The sequence below is a fragment of the Streptomyces sp. NPDC014656 genome (assembly GCF_043084305.1).
Classification (GTDB): Bacteria; Actinomycetota; Actinomycetes; order Streptomycetales; family Streptomycetaceae; genus Streptomyces.
Genome location: NZ_JBIBZN010000002.1, coordinates 217,657 through 243,063, shown reverse-complemented (window position 1 = coordinate 243,063; position 25,407 = coordinate 217,657). Strand labels below are relative to the sequence as shown.

Genomic DNA, 25,407 nt, shown 5'->3' with positions numbered 1-25,407 from the left:
GCTTCGTACAGCAACGTGTGAGCCTGCTGGCGGCGGCAGGACGCCGGTGGCCGGAAGGAGTGGTCGATGTCGACGCACGAGCTCTACGTGAACCCCCCGTCCGGGCCCGGCCGGGAGATCCCGGCCACCGGAGACGCCCGCTTCTCCTGGGAGTACGACATGGCCGACGCCGGCCGTGACCGGCTCCTCGCCCTCTACCAGAAGGGCAAGGACAAGCAGTGGGACGGCGCCCGCCGCATCGACTGGGACCTGGAGGTCGACCCGTACGACCCGCTCGGCACCCCCGACGAGGCGCTCGCCCTGCACGGCACCCGCCACTGGGCCAAGCTCACCGAGAAGGACAAGGGCGAGCTGCGCCGCCACTACGCCTCCTGGAACTTCAGCCAGTTCCTCCACGGCGAGCAGGGCGCCATGGTCTGCGCCGCCCGGATCGTCGAGTCCGCGCCCGACCTCGACGCGAAGTTCTACTCCGCCACCCAGACCATGGACGAGGCCCGGCACGCCGAGATCTACGGCCGCTTCCTGCACGAGAAGGTCGGGATGCTCTACCCGATCAACGACGACCTCCAGACCCTCCTCGACGACACCCTCCGCGACTCCCGCTGGGACATGCCCTACCTCGGCATGCAGGTGCTCATCGAGGGCCTCGCCCTCGCCGCCTTCGGCATGATCCGCGACACCACCGACAAGCCGCTGCCGAAGCAGATCCTCGCGTACGTCATGCAGGACGAGGCCCGGCACGTGGCCTTCGGACGGATGGCCCTGCGCGACCACTACAAGCAGCTCACCGACGCCGAACTGCGCGAGCGCGAGGAGTTCGTCATCGAGGGCTGCCACCTGATGCGCGACCGGCTGCGCGGGGTCGAGGTCCTGGAGAACTTCGGCATCCCGCGCAAGGAGGCGGAGGAGTTCAGCGAGCGGAGCGAATTCCTGCACCTCTTCCGCAAGCTCCTCTTCAGCCGGATCGTCCCCTGCGTCAAGGACATCGGCCTTTGGGGCGAGCGCCTCCAGAAGGCGTACCTCGACATGGGCGTCTTCGACCTCGGCGACTCCAACCTCGACCTCCTCATGACCCAGGACGAGGAGATCGCCGAACGCCTCGACGCCGAGCGCTTCGCGGAGGAGGAGCGGCAGCGGGTCGCGGAGGTGACGGACGCGATCGCTGCGGGGGCGGGGGCGGGGGCGGGGACGGGGGCGGGAACGGGGACGGAGGCGGGGGAAGGGGAGGAGTAGCGGGCGGGGCGGTGGAGTGGCGGGCGGGGCGGTGGAGGAGCGGGTGAGGCGGTGGAGGAGTGGGCGACGGGGCCCGAGCCCCTGCCCGTACCCGCGTGCGCGTCCGCCCGTGTCGTCAGTCGCCGGGGCTCGCCCGGTCCGGACCGTCGGTCTCCCGTGTCTCCGGTGCGCCGGTCGTCCGCGCGCCCGGGGCGCCGCGCGGGCGCGGCGGGGCCGGGGGTGAGGGCGAGGCCGGGGGAGCGGCCTTCGGGGGCCGGGCCCCCGGTGCGCCCCGGGGCCGGGCCGGGGGCGCCGGCTCCGTGGCGCGCTCGCCCCGCGCGCCCGGCGCGCCCCGGGACTCGGCCTCCAGGCGCAGCGCCTCGCGCATCACGTCCCGGGCGATCGGGGCCGCGCTGCCGCCCCCGCTGATGTCCGTACGGGCCGCCTCCGCGTCCTCCACGACCACCGCCACCGCGACCGCGGGCCGGGCCGATCCCTCCGCCTGCGCCCAGGCGATGAACCAGGCGTACGGGGTCCCCGTGTTGCCGAAGCCGTGCTGCGCGGTGCCCGTCTTGCCGCCGACCCGGGCCCCGGGGATCGCCGCGTTCGTCCCCGTCCCCTCCTCGACCGCCCTCACCATCAGCCGCTGGAGCTGGAGGGCGGTCGACGGGCTCATCGCCTGCCGGTAGCCGCGGCGCGGGGTGCGGTCCACGGTCCTCCCGCCGGAGGTGGTCGTCCGGTCGACCAGGTACGGCTGCGCGATCTCCCCGGTGTTGGCGACCGCCGCCGCCACCATCGCCATCTGGAGGGGCGTGGCCGTCGTGTCGAACTGCCCGATCGACGACAGCGCCAGCTGGTCCGGGCTCATCACCCGGTCGAAGTTGGACTTCGCGACCCAGGACGGCACCCGCAGGGTCGTGTCGTCGAAGCCGAACCGTTCCGCCGTGCCGACCATGTCCTCCAGGCCGACGTCCACGCCGAGCCCGGCCATCACCGTGTTGCAGGACCACTGGAGGGCGTACGCGAGCGAGGCGTCCTCGCACCCCCGCGCCTCGTTCGGCAGCACCTGCCGGGTGCCGGGCAGCACGAAGGGGTCCGGGGTGTCCGTCGGCGCGTCCACGTCCCGCACCACCCCGGAGTCCAGCGCCGCCGCCGCGGTCACGATCTTGAAGGTGGAGCCGGGCGGATAGGTCTGCCGCAGCGCCCGGTTGAGCATCGGCTGGTTCGGCGAGGTGGTCAGCCGGGCCCAGGCGTCCTTCACCTCCGGGCCGGTGCCGGAGAGCACGCCGGGCTCGTACGAGGGAGAGGAGACCAGCGCCAGGATCCGGCCGCTCGACGGTTCGAGCGCCACGACCGCGCCGCGCTTGCCGTCCAGCCCGCGGTAGGCGGCCTCCTGCATCGAGGAGCGGATCGTGGTCACCACGGTGCCGCCGGGGGAACGCCCCCGGGTGAAGTCGTTCCACAGGGGCAGCGGCGCCAGCATCGGGTCGGTGCCGGCCAGGAGCGCGTCCTCGGCGTCCTCGACCATCGTGGTGCCGTAGGTCTGGGAGGCGTAGCCGGTCACCGGCGCGTACAACGGGCCCCGGCGGTAGGTCCGTTCCCAGCGCAGCTGCTGGCCGCTGTCGCGGGAGCCGGTCACCGGCCTGCCGTCGACGACGATCTGGCCGCGCGGCTCGGCCCAGCGGGCGATGGCGCCCCGCCGGTTGGCCGGGTTCGCGTCCAGCTCGCCGGCCTCGACCAGCATCACGCGCCCCGCGTTGACCAGCAGCGCGACGAGCAGGACGAGACAGAGCGCGGCGGCCCGCCGGATGTACCGGATCACCGGCCCGCCTCCACCCGGGCGAGCTCGCCGGTGTCCGCGGTCTCCGGCCGCGGCGCCCGCGCCGAGTCGCTCACCCGCACCAGGAGCGCGACGATCACCCAGTTGGTCACCACCGACGAACCGCCCTGCGCCAGGAACGGCATCGCCATGCCCGTCAGCGGGATCAGCCCCATCACCCCGCCCGCGATCACGAAGACCTGGAGCGCCACGATCGAGGCGAGCCCGACGGCGAGCAGGCGTCCGAAGGGGTCCCGCAGCGCGAGCCCGGCCCGGTAGCCGCGCGCCACGAAGAGCCCGTACAGCAGGAAGAGCGCGGTGAGCCCGAGGAGCCCCAGCTCCTCGCCGGCCGTCGCCAGGATGAAGTCCGACTTGGCGGCGAAGCCGATGAGGACCGAGTGCCCGAGCCCGAGGCCGGTGCCGAGCATCCCGCCGGCGGCGAAGGCGAAGAGCGACTGGGCGAGCTGCCCGGGCCCGTCGCCGGCCCGGATGGAGGCGTACGGATCCAGCCAGTCCTGCACCCGGCTGTGCACGTGCGGCTCGACCGAGCCGATCAGGAAGGCCCCGGCGGCGGCGAGCAGCAGCCCGATGGCGATCCAGCCGGTGCGGCCGGTGGCCACGTACAGCATGATCACGAAGAGGCCGAAGAAGAGCAGCGAGGTGCCGAGGTCCCGCTCCAGGACCAGGACGAGGACGCTCAGCAGCCAGATCGCCACGATCGGCCCGAGCACCCGCCAGGTCGGGAACTGGAACCGCCAGATCCGGCGCCCCGCGTACGCGAGCGCGCTGAGGTTGGCGGAGAGGTACGCGGCGAAGAAGACCGCCAGCAGGATCTTCGCGAACTCGCCCGGCTGGAAGGAAAGCCCGCCGATCCGGATCCAGATCCGGGCCCCGTTCACCGCCGGGAAGAAGATCGGAAGGATCATCAGGGCCAGCGCGGCGGCCACCGAGACGTACGCGTACCCCTGGAGGGCGCGGTGGTCGCGCAGCAGCACCACGACCACGATGAAGAGCGCGACGCCGAGCGTCGACCAGACCAGCTGCGGGGTCGCCGCCTGGTCCCGGGGGGTCTCCAGGTCGAGCCGGTAGATCAGCACCAGGCCGAGGCCGTTGAGCAGGAGGGCGATCGGCAGCAGGAGCGGGTCGGCGTACGGCGCCCGGAACCGCACGGCGAGGTGCGCGAGCAGCGCGAGCAGGCCGAGCCCCGCGCCGTAGCGGGCGGCGTCCGGCGGCACGGCCCCGTCGTGGGCGAGTCCCACCTCGGCGTAGCCGCAGACGGAGATGAGGACGGCGCCGAGGAGCAGCACCAGTTCCACCCCGCGCCGCTTCGGGACCCGGACACCGGGCGGCGGCGCGTCCGGGGGCGCGTCCGTGGTCCGAAGTGCGGTCATGGTCGGCAACGTAGCAAGCCGTATGCCGTATGTCCCTTTTGTGTGACGGTGTGCCGTGGGCGTGCCGTGGGTGTGCTGTGGTCGTGCCGTGGGTGGGGGCGGGTGCGGGGCGGGGGCGGGAGCGGGGGCGTTCGCCGCGGGGCTGTCGTGGGGACGGGATGGGGCGGGGCGGGGTGGGTTGGGCCGGAACGGGACGGGACGGGGGCGGGGCCGTTCATCCCTCCGGGGCGTCGTCCTCGAACCGTACGTACTCCGGCAGCCGGATCCGCGCCTCGGCGCCGCCGCCCTCCGCGGCCCGGCCGAACTCCAGCTCGGCGCCGATCACCTCCGCCTGGCCCACCGCGATCGTCAGCCCCAGACCGTGCCCCTTGCCGCCGCTCTCGGTGCGGAAGCGCTGCGGACCGGAGGAGAGCAGGTACTCCGGAAAGCCCGGCCCGTGGTCCCGTACCGCCACCGTCGCCCCGTCCACGGTCACGACCACCGGCGGCCGGCCGTGCCGGTGGGCGTTGGCGACCAGGTTCCCCAGCACCCGTTCGAGGCGCCGCCGGTCCGTCTCGACCGCGGCGTCCCGCGCGATCCGCACCTCCGTCCGCGTGCCGGAGGCGCGCACCACCCGCTCGACCAGCGGCCCGAGTTCGTGCACGGCCAGGTCGACGGTCTCGTTGCGGGCGTCCAGCCGGGAGATCTCCAGGAGGTCCTCGGTCAGCCCGCGCATGGCCTTCACCCGGTCCCGTACGAGCTCCGCCGGCCGGCCCTCCGGCAGCAGTTCGGCGGCGGCCGAGAGGCCCGTGAGCGGGGTGCGCAGCTCATGGGCCACGTCCGCCGTGAAGCGCTGCTCGTTCTGGAGCTTGCGCTGGAGCGAGGAGGCCATCGTGTCCAGCGCCCCGGAGACCGTCGCCACCTCGTCCTGCGGCCGCCGAGGGTCCTTCGTGCGGGGGTCGTCCACGCGCGCGTCCAGGTCCCCCGCCGTGATCCGGCGGGCCACCTGCGCGGTGGCGTGGAGCCGCCGGGTGACCCGGGTGACGGCGCTGACGCCGACCGCCAGCGTCGCCGCGATCGCGAGGATCGAGGAGCCGACGATCGACCGGTCCAGGGCGTCGATGGTCCCCGCGCCCACGCTGTGGTCGACGCGGACGGCGAGCGCGTGGCCGTCCGCCGGGCCCGCCGCCCACATGGTGGGCCGGCCCTGGTGGTCGGAGGTCATGGTGCCGCGCTCGCCGCGCGCGGTCAGCCGCCGCAGCGGCTCCGGCAGCCCGGCCGGGTCGAGCCCGGCGAACGGCGGCAGCGGCTCGCCCGCCTCGTACGACCGGGTGACCTCCGCGAGCCGGGACAGCGCCTTCTCCCGGGCGTCGCGCACGGTCTGCCCGGTCACGGAGACGTGCACCAGCGTGCCCAGCAGGGCGGCCAGGGCGCAGCACATCACGCCGATGAAGACCGCGGCCTTCCAGGTGAGCGTCGCGGTCCAGGCGGGCGCGCGCGGCCGCCGGGCACGGCGCGGACTCACGGCGCCGGCTCCGCACGCGGGGAGCCCGGGCCGGACGGCCCGGCACCGGGGGGCTCGATACCGGGGAGTTCGGTACCGGACGGTTCGGTACCGGGCGGCGCCGTACGAGGGGAGGCCGTACGAGGGGAGGCCGTGCGGGGAGAGCGGGGGGAGTCCGACGGGGGCCGTACGGGCACGATCTCGTCCCGCGTCGGCAGCATGCTGTGCTGGAGCTGGTCCCACGACCAGACGGTGCGGTACTCGTACCCGGGGATCCCCGCCGAGGCGGCCCGCACGACCAGGTCCCGCCCCGCCAGCTCCACGCTGATCACCTGTTCGACGGTGGACATGACCCGGGTGAGCCCGCCCCGCTCGGCCAGGTACACGCGCACGGCGACCTGCTGCTCGGGCAGCCGGATCCCGACGATCAGCTCGTTCCGGCCGTTGCCCGTGAGGTCCCGGTAGTACGGCGAGAGCACCGGGCACTTCGCCGGCGCGGTGTCGCAGGCGAGCACCGCCCGCGCCGTCCCCTCGTCCATCCCGTCGTCCCTCGCGTCGGTGCCGGGGCGCGCGGCCACCTCGGCCCGCACCACCGCGACCGGGTCCACCGTCCGTACGTCGGCGCCCCGCACGGCGATCCCCGGCACCCGCTCGGTGTCGGTCTCGCCGTAGTCGACCGGCGGATCGGAGGCGGGCGGCAGGTCGGGCCACAACCGCACGGGCCCCACCGCCGTCTCCGACGGCCCGTCGCTCTCGAGCCCGCCCCCGCCGCCGCACCCGGCGAGGAGCGGAAGCGCGCCCAGCGCGAGGGCCGCGGCGAGCCGGACGGTACGGGGTCTCACGGTGCTCCTCGGATGGTGACCGGTCTTGGGTAGAACGATATGTGGTGTCCTCTATCGGTGGATTGTCGTGATTGTTGCTCAAGGGGAGCTCGGGGGCGCCCAGAGTCGGCTCGGAGGGGCGGGGCGGTACGGGCGATACGGGGGGTACGGGGTACGGGGGTGGGGCGGGGTGGGGCGGGGGGCGGTACGGCGCGGCAGCCGGACGACCGGGAGGACTCCTCGCCGGTGACCTGCTCGACGCCGACGGTGCCCTGGGCTCCCGGCTCCCGGATCCCGGCTCCCGGATCTTGGATCCCGGATCTTGGATCCCGGATCTTGGATCCGGCGTCCAGGAACTTGGATCCGGGATCCCTGCCTCCGGCCCCTGGATCCGGCGTCCAGGATCCCGGACCCGGAGAGCGTCTTCTTGGCCGTGGCCCTCTCCGCCGGGATCGGCGTGGCGGCCCTCCGCGCGTCCATCGCAGCCACGGACTCCGGCAGCGGCGCGACGGCCCAGGCCGCGAGAAGCCACCGGAAGCTGATGGAAGCGGCCAGAAGCCGATGGAAGCAGCCAGAAGAAGCCGGAAGCCGCCAAAAGCCCCCTAAGGGCACGGCCCCCACCCCACCCCACCCCACCCCGCCCCGCCCCGCCCCGCCCCGCCCCGCCCCATAGGCCGCGGACTACCCCTGGAGTCCCCGCAGCTCCATCCGGGCCAGCGCCGCGCGGCACAGGGTGAGGAGCTTCTCGTCCTGGTGGATGTCATGGCTGCCGGAGGCGCCCTCGCGGGCGTTGTGCCGGCGGCGGCGCGTCAGCTCGGTGAGGATCGGCAGCTGCGCCGCCGCGGCGGCCGGGCCCATCTCGGCCAGGCACTCGGCGATGTCCACGCGCGCGTGCCGGTTCTCCTCCCAGGCCGCGAGCAGCACCGGCAGCGTCCGGTCCGTCTCCCCGGACACCCGCCACAGCGCCGCCGCGCACCGCACCCGTTCCCACAGGTCCCGTGAGGTCAGCCCCGGCCGCAGCGCCCGGGCCGCCCCGGCCGCCGCCGGGCCGATGGCCCCCAGCGCCTGGGCCGCCGCGCACCGGTCGGCGCCCGACGCCCCCGGCCGCAGCCACCGCACCAGCACCGGCACCACCGCCTCCGCGTCGCCCTCCACCGCCCACAGGGCGCGCGCCGCCGTCGTCGCGACCGTCGCCGAGTCGGCGCCGAGCAGCTCCCGCAGATCCGGTACGGCCTCCCGGGCCGCGGGCCCGAACGCGCCGAGGGTCCGCGCCGCGGCCTCCCGCACCCATGCCCGCCGGTGCTCCGGCGCCCCCCGCAGCACCCGCAGCACCTCCGGCAGCGCCTGCCCGCCGCGTGCCGCCGCCAGGGCGTACAGCAGCGGGGACGCCCGGTCGTACAGGTCGTCGTCCAGCTCCACCGCCGCCAGCCGCCGCCGCAGCAGCGGCGCGAGCCCCGCCGCGGCCGGGCCCAGCCCGTCGACCGCGTACAGCAGCTCGCGCCGCACCTCGCCCGGCCCCTCCAGCGCCCGCGCGAGCAGCGGCACGGCACGGGGGTCGCCGCTCCGCGCCAGGGCGAGCAGCGCCCCGTCCCGCCCGGTCCGGCCCGTCAGTTCCCCCAGGCCGCCGGAGGGCGCCGCCGCCCGGCCCGCGCCGCCCGGGCCTCCGGCGAGGACGGCCGCGAGCCCGTCGGCCGCGGGGGCGCCCAGCTCGAAGAGGCGCTCCAGGAAGGCGGTGGCGGCGTCCCGGAGCCGGGCGTCCGGATCGGCCAGCTGCTCGCCGACGAGCCGCACCACCTCCTCGTACCGCCCCCGCCAGAGCCGTATCAGCCCCCCGCACAGCCAGACCGCGTCCGCCCGCTGGCCCGGGTCGGGGCTGCGCAACTGCGCCAGGATCAGCGCGATCCGGTCGTCCACCCGGTCGTCCAGCGCCCCGTGCAGGGTGCGCAGCAGCTCCTCCGTCCACGGCGTCCGCCGCCCCGCCACATGCTCTTCGAGCAGCTCGCGCACCTGCCCCACGAGCGTCACCGGCATCCGGACGGACCCCGGTTCGCCGTCCCGGTCCCGGTCCCGCTCCCTGCCTCCGTTCCCGTTCCCGTTCCCGTTCCCGTTCCCGTCTCCGTCCCCGCAGGCCGACGGCTCGGGGCGCGGCGCCGTCCGGATCTCCTCCAGGAGCTCCGTCACCCACCGCACGATGTCCTCCGGGATCCGCCCCGGCGAGCAGCGCGCGAGCTGCGCCAGCGCCGCGAGCCGTAGCCCCGGGTCCTGCGCCGCCCCCGCCAGCCAGCCCAGCCAGTCGACGGTCTCCGCGCGCAGCGATGCGTGCCGCAGCGCGATCCGCCCCACCGCCGCGACCAGCGCCAGCCGCACCTCCGTGTCCGGCTCCACGGTCAGCCGCTCCCGCAGCAGGGTGAGCACGCGCGCGGGGTCCGGGTGCAGCGAAGCCAGCGCCACGGGCGCGGCCAGCCGTGCCTCGGGGTCGGCGCCGTCGACCAGCCCGAGGAAGACGTCGGCGCCGGCGGCGACCGCGGCGGCGGCCATCGCGAAGTTCGCGGCCGGGACGAAGCCGTCGCCGTCCGGGCCGGGTCCGGCCGGCCCGTCGAGGTCGTCGTCCTCGTCGTCCAGCTCGATCCCGCCGATGCTGGTGAGCAGCTCGACGATGCCGCCGCGGTCCTGGACGGCCGGGTCGGCGACGAGCTCCAGGAGGAAGGGGATGCAGGCGAGGGTGGAGTCGTACACGTCGCCCTGGTGATGGACCGCGCCGTACATGCCGTCGAGGGCGGCCTCCCGCTCGGCGGGGTCGGCCGAGGCGAGGCCGCGCAGCAGCGCCGGCACGTCGTCCGCGGGGCCGTACGCGTGCCCCAGCGAGGCCCAGTCGACCTCCTCGATCCCCGTCAGCATGGCCAGGCCGCCTTCCCCGTGAGCGCTCAACAGGCAGCAAGTGTGCACCACAGGAAGGACATCGAAGCCGAACGGACGTCACGCACCGTGCGAACGGCGGACGTTGCGCTCGGTTTTCGCCATGTACGGGCGGTGGGCGCCCCGTTGCGGACGGTACGGGCCGCCGGGAACGCGGCGGCGGCACGCGCGCGTGGAGCGTCCGGGACGGCCACGCGCGCGTAGGGGCGGCCACGGGGAGCCGGAACGGTACGCCGAGCCGACCGCCTCGGCCGCGACCCCCTCCCCACCCGCGCCCCGCGGTGCTCGGAACCACCCGTGGGCCCCCCTCGCCTCCCGTGACTCCGGGGAGCGCGGGAGCTCCCGCGCCGAACAGGGGCCCGAGTAGCTCTCCGCGCCGCTCCAGACGTGGCGCGATGTCGCCCCCGGGGGAGGCGGGGCCGGCAGGCGGCACGCCCCTCACCCCGGAGGGAGGGGCCCGAACTCGCCCTCCCCGGGCCCCCGTCGGACCTGCCGCATAGCGGACACCGCGCGCCGTCCTTCGGACAACAAATGGTCAAATCCTTGTTGCATACCTGTCAAAAACCCGATGCGCCTGACACGCTCCCCTCCGCGTCACCCCCCACATCACCCCCACGCGTTTCAGCGAAGGAGCCCGCGTGATCCGCCAGCAGTCCTCGCACCGCCGGACCGTCGTCCGCACCGCCGCCCTCGTCGCCTCGGCCGCCATGGTCGTCGTCGGAGTCCAGACCGGAACCGCGGGTGCCGAGACCCGCGCCGAGTCCGCGACCGGTGCCGCCACCCTGGTCCTCAGCGCCCCGCAGCGCGCCGCCGCGATCCGGGACGCCCAGGCGTCGGCCGCCGACACCGCCCGGGCGATCGGCCTCGCCGACCGGGAGGAGCTCGTCGCCCGCGACGTCGTCAAGGACGCGGACGGCACCGTCCACACCCGCTACGAGCGCACCTACGACGGCCTTCCCGTCCTCGGCGGCGACCTCGTGGTCCACCGGAAGAAGAACGGCGCCCGCTCCACCACCAAGGCGACCTCGGCCCGCATCGCGGTCCCGACCACCACCGCAGAGAGGGCCCGCGAAGGCGCCCGCAAGGTGATCTGGGCGGCCGGCGGCAAGCCGGTCCTCGCCTGGGAGACCGTGGAGAAGGGCCTCCAGCACGACGGCACGCCGAGCGAGCGCCACGTCGTCACGGACGCCGCCACGGGCAAGGAGCTCCACTCCTACGAGGCGATCGAGACGGGCGTCGGCAACACCCAGTACAGCGGCCAGGTCACCCTCGGCACCGCGCCCGGCTTCACCCTCACCGACACCGCCCGCGGCGGCCACAAGACGTACGACCTCAAGGGCGCCACCAGCGGCACCGGCACCCTCTTCACCAACTCCACCGACACCTGGGGCAACGGCCTCGCGAGCAACCGCGAGACCGCCGCCGCCGACGCCCACTACGGCGCGGCCGTCACCTGGGACTTCTACAAGAACGAGCTCGGCCGCAACGGCATCCGCGGCGACGGCGTCGCCGCCTACTCCCGCGTCCACTACGGCAACGCCTACGTGAACGCCTTCTGGTCCGACTCCTGCTTCTGCATGACGTACGGCGACGGCACCAACAACGCCAAGCCGCTGACCTCCCTCGACGTCGCCGGCCACGAGATGTCCCACGGCCTCACCGCCTCCACGGCCAACCTCCGCTACAGCAAGGAGTCGGGCGGCCTCAACGAGGCCACCTCCGACATCTTCGGCACCTCGGTCGAGTTCTACGCCGCCAACGCCTCCGACACCGGCGACTACCTCATCGGCGAGAAGATCGACATCCGCGGCAACGGCACCCCGCTCCGCTACATGGACAAGCCCAGCAAGGACGGCAACTCCGCCGACTACTGGTCCAGCAGCCTCGGCCGCCTCGACGTCCACTACTCCTCGGGCCCCGCCAACCACTTCTTCTACCTCCTCGCCGAGGGCAGCGGCACCAAGACGATCAACGGCGTCACCTACAACTCCCCGACCTACGACAACTCCACCCTCACCGGCATAGGCCGCCAGAAGGCCTACAAGATCTGGTACAAGGCCCTCACCACCTACATGACCTCCTCCACCACCTACGCCGGCGCCCGCACCGCCACCCTCTCCGCGACCTCGGACCTCTACGGCGCCACCAGCCCCGAATACACCGCGGTCAACGCCGCCTGGAAGGCCGTCAACGTCAAGTGACCCTGTTCCGAGAGAAGGGCTCTGCTCCCTTCTCTCGGGCCGCAGCCGTTTGCGCGTCTGCCCGTCGACGCGTGAACGGCTACGGCAGGTCACTACCGGTTCGATGTGAACCGGGTCGGCTCCCCCAGTACTGCCGAAGCCCCTTCGAGATCCGCCAGTCGAGCGGCCAGCGTCGCCTCGGCCAGCCGTGATGGTAGGGCGGCGCTGAACTTCAGACCGCTGACCGCACGTGGGTCGACCGCAGGGAGACAGAGCTGCTGCTTAGCTACCGCCGTGGCCTGGCGCCACTCCTCGGTGGTGATGTCTTCGCGTAGGCGAAGGAACGCAGAATGGGGGCGTTGCAACGGATCCGTCACCGCCCCGAGACTCGCTGCAAGGGTCGCATTCGCACGATGTCCGGCCCACGTCCACCAGCGGACATTGGTATCCCTTCCACCGCGTGTGACCACCGAGCCGCCCGGATGAACGATCTCCAAGTTGTCTTCCCGTACGTGTGCGAGGGCGTTCTTGGCTCGTCGGGTGAGTACCACGAGCGGTTCCGCCCCCAGCAGTACTTCTCTCACAGCGCGGGTGAGGTGGTACGAAGAGCCTTGAGCAAAGCCGGTGCCGCTCCAACGGGCCCGCCCGCCCCCGTCAGCCGGCTCAACGAAGCAGCGACGCCGTGACCAGTCGATATAGGTCACCTGCCAGCTTCGTCCGGCCAGGAGCAGCCGCCGGGGTCCGACGACTTCCTCCGTCAGCAGAGCGGGGTCCGTAGAACCGATCTCCGTGCGGCCGGCCAGCACGGTGAACTCGGGAGCAGCGGTGAACACTGCGGTGAGGTCCATGAAGTTCCGGTACCCAAAGCGCTTCTCGGCCTCCGGCCCGACGAACAGCATTCCCCCGTCCTGGTCCAGGAAGCCCTCCGAGACCAGGTGGCGCACGAGCGGCGCGGCAGGAGGTCCGAATGGGCCGAGTCCTCCCCACCATTCCTGCCACACGCTGTCTCCGACGCGATGTTCCTGCAGACAGAGTGCGAGCACCTGCTGAGCCGCGATGTGTCGGGGCTCGGGAGGCGGGGTCACCGGTTCGACCCAGCCGCGGCCCCAGAGCAGCAGGAGGGCTGCGGCCGAAAGGAGACCGGCCTCGTCCGTGGCGAGGAAGAGGCAGTTCCGTATCGATCCTGGTCGCCGACCGGTGCGGCCGAGGCGCTGCAGGAACGAGGCGACGGTGCTGGGCGCGTCGACCTGGATGACCCGGTCCAGGTCGCCCACGTCGATGCCCAGTTCCAGCGTGCTGGTGGAGACGATGACGCAGTCACGGGCTTCGGCAAAGGCATCTTCGGCGCGACGACGCTCGTCGGCTGAGAGGGAGGCGTGGGACAGAAAGGTCGTCACGCCTTTGGCGCGCAGACTCGCGCCCAGTTCCTCCACCTGCTTGCGCGACTCGCAGAACACCAGGCGCTTCTCGCCCTGATGCAAAGCTGCGATCACCGTCGCTGCATTGGCCAGGGAACCGACGTAGTCCAGTTGCACGTCGCCGGGCGGCGGAAGCACCGGGGAGCCCTCGCGCAGATGGGGGGCCACGACGTGAGCGGACCGTGTGCCGACACCCGCCCCCTGGAGCCACGCCAGGAGCTCTCCGGGGTTGCCGACGGTCGCAGAGAGCCCGACACGCTGGACTGGGCGTTCGGCGACGCGTTCCAATCGTTCCAGTACGGCCAGCAGGTGCCAGCCGCGATCGTCCCCAGCGAACGCGTGCGCCTCGTCGACGATGATCGCGCGCAGTCCCGAGAAGAACGTCCGGTGGTCAACGTTCGCACTGACCAGCATCGCCTCCAGGGATTCCGGCGTGGTCAGCAGGATGTCCGGCCGGTCGCGCAGGATGCGCTTGCGTCGCGACTGCGGAACGTCACCGTGCCACAGCGCCGCCGTGCGTCCCAGCCAGGACGCGTACGTCTCCAGCCTGGGCAGCAGATTGTTCAGGAGCGCCTTCAGCGGGCAGACGTACAGGACGGAAGTGCCACTCCACCGCCCCTGTTCCATCCGTGACAGCAGTGGGAAGGCCGCGGCCTCGGTCTTTCCTCCTGCGGTCGGTGCGAGTAGCACGGCGTCGCAGCCGTCCATCAGCGGTGTGATCGACTCCTCCTGGAGAGGCCGGAGTCCGGACCAACCCAGCGAGTTGACGATGTGGTGGACCAGGCCGGGGTGGAGGAGGTCAAGCGGATCGTGGCCTTCGGTCACGGGAGCTCCAGGTCGATCTCGTCTGCGCTACTTGCGGCTGCGTTGCGCTCGACCTCGCTCATCTCCGACGCGTTCACGGTCAGCGCGTAGTGCCGGCGCGGGTCGAAGTCCTCGAACTGGTCGATCCGGTCGAGGACGTCACCCACCAGCTTCTTCAGGAAGAGTCGTGGCGCCACGCCGACCCTGCCGCCCAGGGCACCGCCCACAGCCCGGGCCAGATCCGAGACGTACGCGTCGTCGGCGGACGCCACCACACGCTCTGGGGCGACGGATCCGCTCGCATAGAGGTCGCGGATGGTGAGGCCGAGAGCCACCAGAGAGTCCAGGGTGAAGCCGGGCAGACGGAGCTGCACCGCTCGAGGATTGTCGAAGCGCGGGTCGGTCGTGAAGTCGGTGGCAAGGCGTTGGGCGAGGGGCGCCAGCCGCTGGACACCCTGCTGTCCGTCGTAGAACGCGGGCGTGCCGGTGATGACCAGGTAGAGGCCCGGGAACCGCCCCGAGTGCACCTCGTCGATGAGCTGACGCAGCGCGTTGAGCGCCTTATCGCGGGCGTCGGAGCGGACCCGCTGCAGGGTCTCGACCTCGTCCAGTACGAGGAAGAGGCCCGCGTGCCCGGAGTCGCGCAACACGGTGAGGAGCCCCTGGAGGAAACCGAACGCGCCGAAGTGGTCCAGGTTGCCGCGCACGCCCGCGGCTCTGCGCGCTGATGCCGCGACGTGCGGCTGCCCGCCGAGCCACGCCATCACAGCCGAGGCGGACGCCTCGTCGCCTTCCCCCTGCGCCTTGCGATACCCGCGGAGCGCGGCGGCGAACGAAGGAGCGTGACGGGACACCTCTGTAAGCCGCTCCTCGGTGAGCCGGTCGACCGTAGCGGGCACCTCCTCCTCCGCCACGCCGGAGGCCAGGGCGTCCTCCTCCAGTGCGTAGAACCAGGCGTCCACCACAGGCCGCAGGGCGCTCGGCGGGAACCCGGGGGTGGCCAGCCGTTCCGTGAGGCGGCGATAGACCGTCTCCAGCTTGTGGAGGGGCGTTTCGGTCTCGGAGATCTGAATCTCCGCGACGGCGAAGCCGCGCCGTTTGGCACGCTCGCCCAGCCAGCGAGTGAAGAAGGTCTTGCCGGATCCGTACTCGCCTCGTACAGCCTTGAAGACCGACGACCCCGAACACACCGCGTCCAGTTCGGCATCGAGGGCGGCCTCGAACCTGTCAAGTCCGGTCGCCAGCAGATCGAGCCCGCTCTCGGGGACCGCTCCGCGGCGCAGGGCGTCGATGACATCGCGCCGTCGGGCGGCACTCACGGAGGTGGGGCGTTTGGGCTGCTCGATGCTCACGTCTGCCAGTGTTCCACCCATGTGCAGCCTGGTGCGCGGGACCCTGTCGAGCGGATGCCGGAGCTCTCAACTGGAGCGGTCACATTTCGCCAGCGGCCGTTGTGACAGAGTCTTGAATGTCGGTTGACGTGGCGTGATGGCATTGGTGCAATTGCGGATTGCACCGTTCATGCGCCAGGTGGGGGAATAGCCAGAGTGTCCCTTGACAATCCGAAGCTCAGGGACCTTCTCAAGAAGGTCGCCGCCGGAGCCCTGCAGCTCCCGGACTTCCAGCGGGACTGGAAGTGGGATGACGAGCGCATCAAAGCGCTGATCGCCACCGTGACCCTCAACTACCCCCTGGGCGTGGCCATGACGCTCCAGACGGGTGGTGAGCCCAAATTCAAGGCCCGCACGCTGAGCGGAGCCGAGGAGGCATCCGCCGAGACGCCTGAGCTGCTGCTCCTGGACGGTCAGCAGCGACTCACGTCCCTCTTCCAGGCGTTGTACCGGAATCAGCCGGTCGAGACGGTGGACGGCCGAGGCAAGGAACTCAAGCGCTGGTACTACATCGACATCGCGAAGGCGATCGGGACGGCTTCCGAACGCGATGATGCCATCGTGTCCGTACCCGAGGACCGCATCCTGAAGACAAATTTCGCGCGCAGCATCGTCCTCGATCTGAGCACGAAAGAGAAGGAGTGCGAGGCGGGGTACTTCCCGCTGAACGTCGTCTTCGACACGAAGCGCGTGAACGAGTGGCAGCGTTCCTACGTGCAGCTCGACGGGGCGAACTGGGATCACTGGTCGCAGTTCGAGGAGCATGTGCTCAACCATGTCCAGGCGTTCAACGTGCCCATGATCAACCTGCCGGCGCAGACCACGATGGACGCCGTCTGTGCGGTGTTCGAGCGCGTCAACACCGGCGGCGTGCCTCTGAACGTCTTCGAGCTGCTCACCGCGACGTACGCGGGTGATCAGAAGCACGTAGCGGATTTCGGCACCTACTACCAGCTTCCGACGGAATGGCAGCACATCAAGACGAGGCTCGCCTCCCGGTACCAGGTTCTGGGAAGTCTCGAGGCCGGCCTGGGCGACGGTCTCAGTAGCAGCGACTTCCTTCAGGCAGTAGCCCTGCTGCGCACCTGGGAGCTGAAGCAGTCGAACCCTCGTGCTGCTGTCTCCTGCAAGCGCCGGGACCTGTTGGAGCTGCCGCTCGCGGACTTCCGCCGCCTGGCTCCGCGTATCGCCGATGCCTTCGAGTGGGTCGGCTCCTTCCTGCATCGCCAGTGCATCGTGCGCGGTGCCGATCTGCCGTACCGAACGCAGCTGGTCCCTTTGGCAGCTGTCCGGGCTGTCGTCGGAGAGGCTACGGACACCACGGACGGCGAGGAGAAGGTGGCTCAGTGGTATTGGAACGGTGTACTCGGCGAGATGTACGGCGGCTCGCTGGAAACCCGCTTCGCGCGTGACGTGGAACAGCTGGTGGCCTGGATCCGACGGGAGCCGGGGATCATTCCCGATACCGTCTCGGACGCAGTGTTCCTGGCCGATCGCCTGGACTCGCTCACCACGCGCAACAGCGCCGCCTACAAGGGGATCTATGCGCTGCTGATCAAGCAGGGTGCGGTGGACTGGTACTTCACCGAAGCCCCGCTGAACCCCGACAAGATCGTGGCCCACACAGTGGACGTCCGTCAGATCTTTCCCAAGTCCTGGACGGACAAGAACCCCAGCCGGCACTTCAAGAAGGTCAACTCCATCGTCAACAAGACGCCCTTGTCCTTCCGTGCCAGCCGCAGCATCGCCGGACCTCCCGCCTCCTATCTCAAGGCGCTCCAGCTCGAGTCCGGGGTGCGGGAGGAGTGGTTCGACGACATCGTCGCCACTCACCTCGTCGACCCGGTCGCGCTTCACGATTCGGATTTCGACAAGTTCTACGAGGACCGCGCCGACCAGCTCCTCGAGCTCGTCCAGGCGGCGATGGGCAAGCGGACCGTCTTCCGCGGCGAGCCGGCGGGTGAGTTCTGACATGGCGTTGGCACCAACCGAACAGCAGCTCCTGGACCTCAAGGGCAAGGACGTCCCCGTCCTCGACCTGCTGGCACTCTTCGATGCCCGAGTGCGTGACGACCCCACCTGTCTGCTCATTCAGCAGTCCCTGAACGCTGCCGGGTTGTCGACCGTCCCGTACTTCGGCACTTGTGGCCGCCGCGCCTCCGTTCACGTGGTGGCGTTGGACAGCGTCGCTGTCGAGGCCACCCCTCAGTCCGATGAGGTCGAGGAGGCCACGGAAGACCCCGCCGGGTCCTTGCCCGAGCGCCCCCTGAGCATCGGTGACGTCCTCAACGGCAGCGGGGTCGATTCTCTGCCGCCGAACTCCCCGCTCAACACGGTCACGCACCTCATGCGGCACAACAACTACTCTCAGCTGCCCATCATCGAAGGGAAGTCCATCCTCCACGGAGTCGTCACCTGGCGCTCCGTGGCAAGGATGTACGAACAGGGGAGCCCGGCGACCCTGGCCAACGCCATGGAAGCCCCGAGCGACTGGGCGGTGGCCCAGGAGACCCAGGACTTCTTCGCCCTGCTCCCGATGATCTGCGAGTCGGGGTACGCGCTGATCCGGCGCAATGACGGCACGTTCGGCGGGATCGTCACGGCAGCGGACATCACGCAGAGGTTCGCGGGCACCGCCCGGCCGTTCTTCCTCGTCGGCGAGATCGAGCTGCGGCTCCGCAAATGCCTGGGCACGGCCATCGGCCCCGACTCGATTCGGGCTGTTCAGTCGAGAAGCCGCCGGACCGGCCAGATTTCGGACCTTATGTTCGGCGAATACGTGAAGCTGATCGATGGCGAGCAGTCGAATGAGTCACTGCGGCTGCTGGCAGACCAGAACTGGCTGGCCCTGCAGTGGACAGGCGCCGACCGGGTGCAGTTCGTGCGTCGGCTGAAGCGAGTGAAAGACATCCGCAACAAGATCGCGCACTTCGATCCGCAGCCGCTGCCGGCCCCTATGCATGATGAGCTGCACAAGTTCTGCCTGCTGCTGCGTCAGTACGTCACGGACGTCTGAGACCCACGGCTGGTTCGCGGAGCCGATCCGCGAACCAGCCGCCAGGTCAGGGCAGCTCGAACTGTTCTCTGAGGAGTTGCAGGTTCAGGCGCAGGGTGCGGCCGTCCGGCAAGGTTTCCACCACCTGCACCCCGTCGTAGTTGAGCAACTGGCGCAGGACGGCGGCAAAGCCTTCCACCCTTCGCGAAGCCGGAAGGTTGACCCGCTGCGCCAGCGCGGTCATCGGGAGCGTCCCACCTGCGTCGATCAGTGCACGTACGGCCTGCTCAACTCGCTCAAGGTCCGGCTTGCGCGCCAGCATGTTCACCTGGGACTCGAAGATTTCGGACGCCAGCAGCGCCGTGACCAAGGCTTCGTCCGGCGACACCGGCTGTACGGACAGCAATGCCTCGTCGCCCGGTGACGGGACCAGCGCCACATCGAACAGCGAGTCGTGGCTCTCGGCCAGCGCGGCCTCTTCCTTCGCGCGCTTGCTCGACGGCTTGGGGGCGGCCTGGACCTGCGTGGCGACCGGTCGTTGCTGCGGCTGTACGGCAGCGTCTGCGCCCAGGTGCCACCAAGCCGGCTGCGGATTTCCGAGCTCCCGCCACCCCTTCGGCGGCGTGGCGCCGAACGGCAGGAACGCCATCATCGGAATCGTGAACTCGGCCAGCGCCGCTCCGCCGTGATAGCCGGCCCGCTGAGCGCTGTAGCGGGCGTCCGCGTCCCAGAGCGCCACGATCTCGCCGCCCGGCTCCGAGTCGACGACTCGTGGTCCGGACAGTGCGATCTCGGCCTCGGACACCGGCTGCCCGGGCAGCCGGTGCCGCGCCGACTCCACGCCCGTCGCCTGCACACGTACGCCGTAGCGGTCGACGACGTGACCGTGGTCGCTCGTCAGCAGCACGGCCCGGCCCTCGACTGCGGCATGCCGCAGCAGGGACCGCAGTGCTCCTATTTGGTCGAGGCGCCACGCTCCGTCGCCGAGCTTCTGCTCGCTCGCCAGCCGGTCGTCGACGGTGTTGAGTACGACGGCGACATGGGTGTTGTCCCCGGCGAGCGCCTCGAGGAGCTCGGGGCCGAGCCAGTCGCCCCCGCTGTCGGCGCGCAGATCGTCCTTGTGGAACACCATCGCCCGCGCGCCGCCCCAGAACTTGTGTGCCGGGAAGAGCCGCTTCTCGTCGCCCTGGTCACCCCGCATCAGCCGGGCGGCGAACAGCGACGTACGCGACACCGCAGTCACCGTCGGCAGCGCGGCTGCCATCGCCCGACGTCGCGGCGCCTCCTTCGCCCCGGGAAGCGGGTCGTACTCCGCCCAGTGCTCGCGCAATTCCTCGCCGAGCTCCGCGGCGATGGCGGCGCTCATTCCGTCGAGGACGAGCAGAAGGATCCGCCGCTCCCTGGCCTTGACCAGGGGAGCGACGACCCTCGGCAGGAAGGTCTCCACCGTCAGCATCTCGTCCGCGTCCCGGCCGCCCTCGGTCCAGACCGCCAGCATGCCGGCGAACTCTCGGTCGATCTCCCGTCGCTTCTTACGGGCCGCGGCACAGAGCGAGTCGTACGCGGACTTCAGTACGGGATCGGGGTCACCACCGGCCTGTACGTGCTCGAGGGCCATGTCGACCCAGCCGGTCTCGTCGATGTGGCGCTCCAGCGCATCCGACAGATTCGGCGCTCGGGTCTCAGGCTCGGTGGCCAGCCACTGGGCCAGCCGCTGCGCCATACGGGCGCGCCCGATGCGGACCTGCTCGTCTGTGTCGGCAGCCAGCCGGTGCCTGTTCAGGAAATCGAGCGCCTGCAGGGTCCGCTCCGTCGCGCTCGACCGCAGCGCTTCGCCGACCTCCGCGAACCGGGCCTCCAGGCCCGCCCGCAGCACGGGGCTCCTGCGCTCGGCCGATTCCGCGCCGAACTGCCGCACCAGCGTCGCGGCGCGGTCAAGGACCGTGCCGGTCATCCTTCGCGCGTCCGCCGCCGACTCGTCGAACTCGGCGCGCCCCGAGCGCCCGGCGAGCAGCAGTCCGGACACGAACTCCTCGCAGGCTCGTCCGAAGGCGGCGGCCAGCCGGTCGAAGGCCTCACCCTGCGCGGGCGGCTTCTCCCCGAACCACCGCTCGGCTCGCCCACGCGCCCGGTAGATCTCGGGATCCGCCTCCGCGTCGACGTGCTCCCATAGCGCCGCACACAGCAACCCGAAGGCCACGGCGTCCGGCCCATGCTCGGCCTCCACCAGGGAGAGCAGCGCCTTGCCGGCCTCTCCCGTCTGCTCCTCCCCGGCGAGGAAGCGAGCCAGCCCCTGGCGCTCCGCCGCCCGCAAGGCCAGAAAACGGTCCGGTCCACCCGGCTGCAGCGACCAACTCAGCAGCGCGGGCACATCGAGGACGTCGTCGGCGTCCGTCAGCGCCGCCGCGGGATCACGGTCGGGGTCGTAGCGGCCGATGCCGAGCCGCCGCAGTGTGAGCGCGGCCAGCGCCTCGTTCCGGGACAGCACACCACCGCCCCGGGTCGGCCAGCCGCCCGGCGGAGTGGCGTCGAGCAGTGCCTCGGCGGCCCAGTTGTCGTCGAGCAGCCGGCCGTCGGTGCCCATCGCCCCGAAGGTCTGGCGTACGACATCCCAGGTATCGACGGCGTTGACGCGCTGCTTGTGCACCTTGGCCAGCAGATCAGGCCCGAGCTCCGACTCCTCGCGGTCGGTCAGAACGACCAGCACCTCGGGACCGGCGGCCTTCGGCGCCAGGTGGTCCAGGACGAGTTCGTAGACGGCCAGCGGCGACGGCGCCGCCACGACCCGCGCACGCCGGCTCTCGCCCCAGGTGAGCTCGGCGGGACCATCCCATTGCGGGGCGCCTCGCAGCAGCACAGCCCGCCGCTTGCCGGGCCGGAGGCTCGACGCGGACGTCAGGTACTGCGTGACGGTGGCCGGGTTAAGCCGTACCGCGCTGGTCAGGGCAGACTCAGAGGTCACTCCACCACCCGCCAGGAGATCTCGACGGTCGCGTCCGGCTCGGCCTCCATCAGCTCGGCAAGCTCAGCACGGAGTTCGGCGAGCGCCTGCGACGCCTTGGCACGGCCGCTACCTGAGCGACGCTTGGCACGACCGGGTGTCGGGTGGCTGGTGGGCACGGGCGGGCGGCTGGTCTCGGTGCTGAGGTCCACCTCGTTGGGAGTGGTGGGGCCGACCGGCTCCGGCGCGACCGAGACCGGCGGCTGCGGCGCGGGAGCGGCGGCGGCCTGGCTGCGCCGGATCACGTCGATGATCGACTTTCCGGCCCGTTCCAGCTCGTCCTTCAGGTTCTCGGTGCGCTGGTCGGCCTGGGCTGCGCGGCGCAGCCGCTCGAGGACCGCCTCACCCTCGGGGCCGTAGGTAGGTGCGAGCTTGAGCATGTCCCACACCGTGGTGGCCAGAGCCGAGGCGACGCTCTGCGCCTGCTTGATCGAGGCCCCGTAGCGGCTGGCGGAGACCTCGCCCAGGTCGAACGTCGCGAATGCCGTGATGACCTGCTTGGCCGCCGCCGCGCCGCTGGCTGCCCCTCGGTCCAGGTCCTTCAGCTCGTCGAGCAGGTCGCGCGAGCGCCGGGCCAGCGCGAGCCGGCCGGCCTCGTCGGAGCTGTCCAGGCCGAGGAGTATGGCGTGCTTCTCCAGCTCCGTGACCAGCGAGTCGGCGGGCTGCTGGTACTCCCGGGCCTTGCCCAGGATCTGGCGCGCGAACTGGCCGACGATACGGCCGCGGCGCAGCGTGGGCGGCTTCTCTCCAAACATGTCCCAGTAACGGCGCCCCGCCTCCTCCCAGACCGACTCGTCCGGCAGCGGCTGCGAGCGCAGGGCGTCGATCGGCTTGATGGCCGGCAGTTCCGGCGCCGGGTCGAGCAGGGCACCGGACCGCACCCAGACCCGGTCGTCCATCTCGGCGAATGAAGCGATCACCAGGTTGGCGAGGAAGGGCTCGAGGCCCATCGGCTCGGGCCGGTCGATCCAGTCGGTGAGCTGGACGACGCTGAGGTCGCCGGGCCCGCCGTCGGTACGGGCCTGCAGCGCGAAGTGCTCGACCCAGCGGTTCGACAGCCGGAAGTACGCCTCCTTCTGCTGGCCGAGGCCGAGGGGCGCGGCGATCCGTCGCATGGCGGTGCGGTCCTTGGCCGGGATCTCGGCCTGCCGGTCGCCGGCTTCGACGGCGGCCCGGATGTAACCGAAGACGGTCCGGGCGTCGGCGGGCCGTACAGCGGTCTTCGTGCCGTCCGGGTCGAGATCGGGGTGGGCGGGGAACTGCTGAGCGAGCAGCTTCGACGCGATGTGACGGGCGGCGTCACTGAGCGATTGCCCGATGGAGACCCGAAGGTCAGGTACCTCACGCAGCGACTCGAAGTGATCGTTGAACGACACATTGACGTCCGCCGGCGCCTTGGCCGCCAGCCCGTAGGCCTGTTTGAAGGCCGCCTTCACCGACTTGATGAGTGAATCCCGCTGCCCTTCAAGCAGACCCTTGGCACGCGCCCGGTTGTCGGCGTTGAGGTGCTGCGCGTACATCGTGTCGAAGCGGCGCGGATCGGCGAGCGCGTAGTCGATGGTGACCAGGCGCTCGAAGTCCTTGTAGCGGGCCGCCGAGATGTGGGTGGGGATCCAGGCCACGGTCCGGGACGGCACGCCGGGCCGCTCACGGAGCTTCCCCATGCGGTTGGCGTCGTCACGGGGACCGAACTCGCCCTCGTCGTACGGCAGATCGACCACCAGCCGCCACAGCCCCTCCTGGCTGGGCGCGAGATCGTGGTCCGGCAGCTGGTCGGTGTCGGCGATGTGGCCGAAGACGACCTCCATGGTGCGGTTCGAGCCGCGCCAGATGAACCGGAGCTCGTCCGCGTCGCTGAGCTGCTCCTGCCGCTCTACCCCCAGTTCCTCCTCAAGGAGCCGCCGGGCGAGCGCGAGCCGGTTGTTCCGGTTGTTGTTGGCCTTGGCGTTGGCGATGACGGAGTCCACGTCCACGCCGGCCAGCTCGAGCCGCACGCCCGGATTGGCACTGGTGCCCGTCGGCTTGATCTCGGCGAAGTTGGCGGCCCACTCGTCGACCTTGGACTTGATGACACCGACCTCGGCGCCGGGGATGGGCGAGACGACCGAACCGTGGTTGAGTGCGCCGAGCCGTCGAATCGTGAGGTCGCGCAGCGCCGGAACACTCGGCGCCAGGGCGGACAGCAGCAGCGTGCACATCAGACGGTTGTCGCCGGTGAAGCCCTTGCAGCGGCTGAGCAGCTGCGGATCGGTGATCGTGCCGGGCCGGTGCCGGTAGCGCTCGATGTCCTCCTCGGTGACCTCGTACGTGGCGAGGAGGTGCGGGCGGAGCTTGGAGCGGTACAGCTTGTCGGCGGCCTGGAACTCCACCTTCAGGCTGTCCACGAACGGCTTGTCGCCGCCGTCCGCGATCACCGGGTAGAGATCGCCGAGCGGGATGAGCTGCTCGAGCGTGGCATCGTCACGGTGGTCGGCCAGGAGCTGGCCCATGAGCTTCAGACCGGTGCGGGAGCGCTGCAGGGCCGAGGAGATGTGGACGAGAGTGTCCATGAAAGCGGGGGAGAACGGGTACGTCAGCCGGAACGAATCCTCGTCGGCGCCCGTCGTGCCCTCCTCGGACCCGAGCAGCACGTCCCAGACCTGCGGCCCGACCCGCTTGATCTTCGCGAAGGCCGCGTCGAGCTTGGCGGCGGCCTCGGCGTCCTTCGGCCTGAGCAGGCGGGCGTGGGCGATCTGCGGGAGGTTGCGGTCCTCCAGGGTGATCTTGTCGAAGCGGCCGGAGGCCAGGTTGAGGCTGTCCTGGATCGCGGTCTCGGCCGCGCCGGAGGTCTCCTCGCCGACGAGCTCCCGCAGGTCGCGCTGGCGGGCGATGAAGGAGACGATCGGGATCGCCCGGCGGGAGTCGGCGCCCTCGACGAAGTTCGTGATCTTGTCGGCCTCGCGGGAGACGAACTTCTGGTCGTGGATGCGGTTGGCGAGCCAGAGGATCAGCTCGTCCATGAAGAGGATCAGCCCGTCGTACCCGAGCGACTTCGCGTGCTCCGCGATCACGGCAAGGCCGGCGTCGAGCGAGATGAACCCGTGCTCGTCCTCGGCGGCGTTCTTGGCGAACCCGGGGAACCAGGTCGCACTCGCGTCGTGCACGAGCTTGGCGCGCAGCTCGGCGGGGGTGGTCGGGTTGACCAGGTTGAGGTTGACCTCGCCGCCGTCCAGTTCTTCGGCAGAGAGGGCGGCGTCGAGGAGAGCGGAGGTCCAGGCGAAGGAGTCGCCCCACTCGTCCTCATCGTCGGATGCGACGGAATCGACTTCTGTCTCGACGCCGCTGAGGCCGTTGATGAAGGCGTCGTCGCCCATGCGGAGGCGGTGCGACCGGATGTCCTCGAAGAGGGCGTCGGTCCGGTAGACCTGGGGAATGGGCGCGTCGGGGTGCAGCGCCCTCACGTGGCTGACGTACCCGCCGAGGACGCGCTGCTCGAGGGACTTGGCACCGAGCATGTGGTACGGGACGAGCAGGAACCGCTTCCGCTCGGTGCCCAGCCACTCGTGCTTCGCGAGGACGGGATCGAAGTCGGCGCGGGCGCGGGCCGCCGGGGCGCCTCGGAGGAGTGCGTGCAGGACGGCCATGAAGTGCGACTTACCGGAACCGAAGGATCCGTGGAGGTAGGCGGCCTTCGAGGTCTGCCCGTCGAGGGCGGCCTTGATCAGCCCGAGGGCCTCGTCGAAGTTCTCCAGGAGCCGCTCGGTGACGACATAGTCGCGCAGCGCACGCTCGGTGCCCTCCTCGGTGACCGCCTCGGCGAGCTTCAGGACGAAGTCGGAGGTGGAGATCGACGTCTTGATGTCGATGACATCGCGGAGCAGGGGGGCCGTGGCGGCGGTCGGGGCCATGTCTGTCTCGCGTCTCCTGTTGTCTCCGGCGTGTACGTATGGGCGACAGGGTGACGGGTGGCGCGGGCGGCACCCCGAGCGTCACGCGC

The 25,407-nt window shown here is 71.4% G+C and carries 12 protein-coding genes and 1 pseudogene; 4 read left to right on the top strand and 9 right to left on the bottom strand.

What is annotated here, in order from left to right; all coding sequences use genetic code 11:
• Positions 1-66: 66 nt before the first annotated feature.
• Positions 67-1,233: a ferritin-like domain-containing protein gene (locus ACF1ED_RS04875; RefSeq protein ID WP_391756974.1), complete on the top strand. Its 1,167-nt coding sequence runs from the start codon at positions 67-69 to the stop codon at positions 1,231-1,233.
• Between the two features lie 352 nt (positions 1,234-1,585).
• Here the strand turns inward: ACF1ED_RS04875 and ACF1ED_RS04870 are convergent.
• From ACF1ED_RS04870 to ACF1ED_RS04850, 5 genes and pseudogenes are all read right to left on the bottom strand, one after another.
• A pseudogene (locus ACF1ED_RS04870) lies at positions 1,586-3,034 on the bottom strand (penicillin-binding transpeptidase domain-containing protein); the annotation flags it as partial.
• Positions 3,031-4,422, bottom strand: coding sequence for an FtsW/RodA/SpoVE family cell cycle protein (locus ACF1ED_RS04865; RefSeq protein ID WP_391756973.1), 1,392 nt, complete (start codon positions 4,420-4,422; stop codon positions 3,031-3,033). The gene ACF1ED_RS04865 and the pseudogene ACF1ED_RS04870, both read right to left, overlap by 4 nt.
• A gap of 214 nt (positions 4,423-4,636) precedes the next feature.
• Complete coding sequence (locus ACF1ED_RS04860) at positions 4,637-5,926, bottom strand: ATP-binding protein (RefSeq protein ID WP_391756972.1); 1,290 nt, start codon at positions 5,924-5,926, stop codon at positions 4,637-4,639.
• Complete coding sequence (locus tag ACF1ED_RS04855) at positions 5,923-6,747, bottom strand: hypothetical protein (RefSeq protein WP_391756971.1); 825 nt, start codon at positions 6,745-6,747, stop codon at positions 5,923-5,925. The genes ACF1ED_RS04860 and ACF1ED_RS04855 overlap by 4 nt, the downstream gene beginning before the upstream one ends.
• A gap of 660 nt (positions 6,748-7,407) precedes the next feature.
• Entirely contained in the window at positions 7,408-9,624 is a 2,217-nt protein-coding gene (locus ACF1ED_RS04850; protein ID WP_391757503.1) for a HEAT repeat domain-containing protein, read from the bottom strand.
• A gap of 725 nt (positions 9,625-10,349) precedes the next feature.
• Between ACF1ED_RS04850 and ACF1ED_RS04845 the strand changes: the two genes are divergently transcribed.
• Entirely contained in the window at positions 10,350-11,843 is a 1,494-nt protein-coding gene (locus ACF1ED_RS04845; RefSeq protein WP_391757501.1) for a M4 family metallopeptidase, read from the top strand.
• A 92-nt stretch (positions 11,844-11,935) separates the two neighbouring features.
• On the opposite strand, the gene ACF1ED_RS04840 is transcribed toward ACF1ED_RS04845, so the two are convergent.
• Positions 11,936-14,065, bottom strand: a complete 2,130-nt coding sequence (locus ACF1ED_RS04840; RefSeq protein WP_391756970.1) for a DEAD/DEAH box helicase — start codon at positions 14,063-14,065, stop codon at positions 11,936-11,938.
• Positions 14,062-15,396 carry a BREX system ATP-binding protein BrxD gene (gene brxD / locus ACF1ED_RS04835; protein WP_391756969.1) on the bottom strand — a complete coding sequence of 445 codons (1,335 nt, stop codon included), beginning with the start codon at positions 15,394-15,396 and terminating at the stop codon, positions 14,062-14,064. Before brxD ends, ACF1ED_RS04840 begins: the two co-directional genes overlap by 4 nt.
• Before the next feature lie 195 nt (positions 15,397-15,591).
• Here brxD and ACF1ED_RS04830 point away from each other — a divergent pair, with 195 nt between their 5' ends.
• Both ACF1ED_RS04830 and ACF1ED_RS04825 read left to right on the top strand, forming a co-directional pair.
• Positions 15,592-17,406 carry a DUF262 domain-containing protein gene (locus ACF1ED_RS04830; protein WP_391756968.1) on the top strand — a complete coding sequence of 605 codons (1,815 nt, stop codon included), beginning with the start codon at positions 15,592-15,594 and terminating at the stop codon, positions 17,404-17,406.
• 1 nt (position 17,407) lies between these two features.
• Positions 17,408-18,451: a CBS domain-containing protein gene (locus tag ACF1ED_RS04825; protein WP_391756967.1), complete on the top strand. Its 1,044-nt coding sequence runs from the start codon at positions 17,408-17,410 to the stop codon at positions 18,449-18,451.
• A 46-nt stretch (positions 18,452-18,497) separates the two neighbouring features.
• On the opposite strand, the gene pglZ is transcribed toward ACF1ED_RS04825, so the two are convergent.
• Both pglZ and ACF1ED_RS04815 read right to left on the bottom strand, forming a co-directional pair.
• Positions 18,498-21,392, bottom strand: a complete 2,895-nt coding sequence (gene pglZ / locus ACF1ED_RS04820; RefSeq protein WP_391756966.1) for a BREX-2 system phosphatase PglZ — start codon at positions 21,390-21,392, stop codon at positions 18,498-18,500.
• A complete protein-coding gene (locus tag ACF1ED_RS04815) occupies positions 21,389-25,318 on the bottom strand; it encodes a phage resistance protein (protein WP_391756965.1) in 3,930 nt (1,309 codons plus the stop codon). The genes pglZ and ACF1ED_RS04815 overlap by 4 nt, the downstream gene beginning before the upstream one ends.
• Positions 25,319-25,407 lie beyond the last annotated feature (89 nt).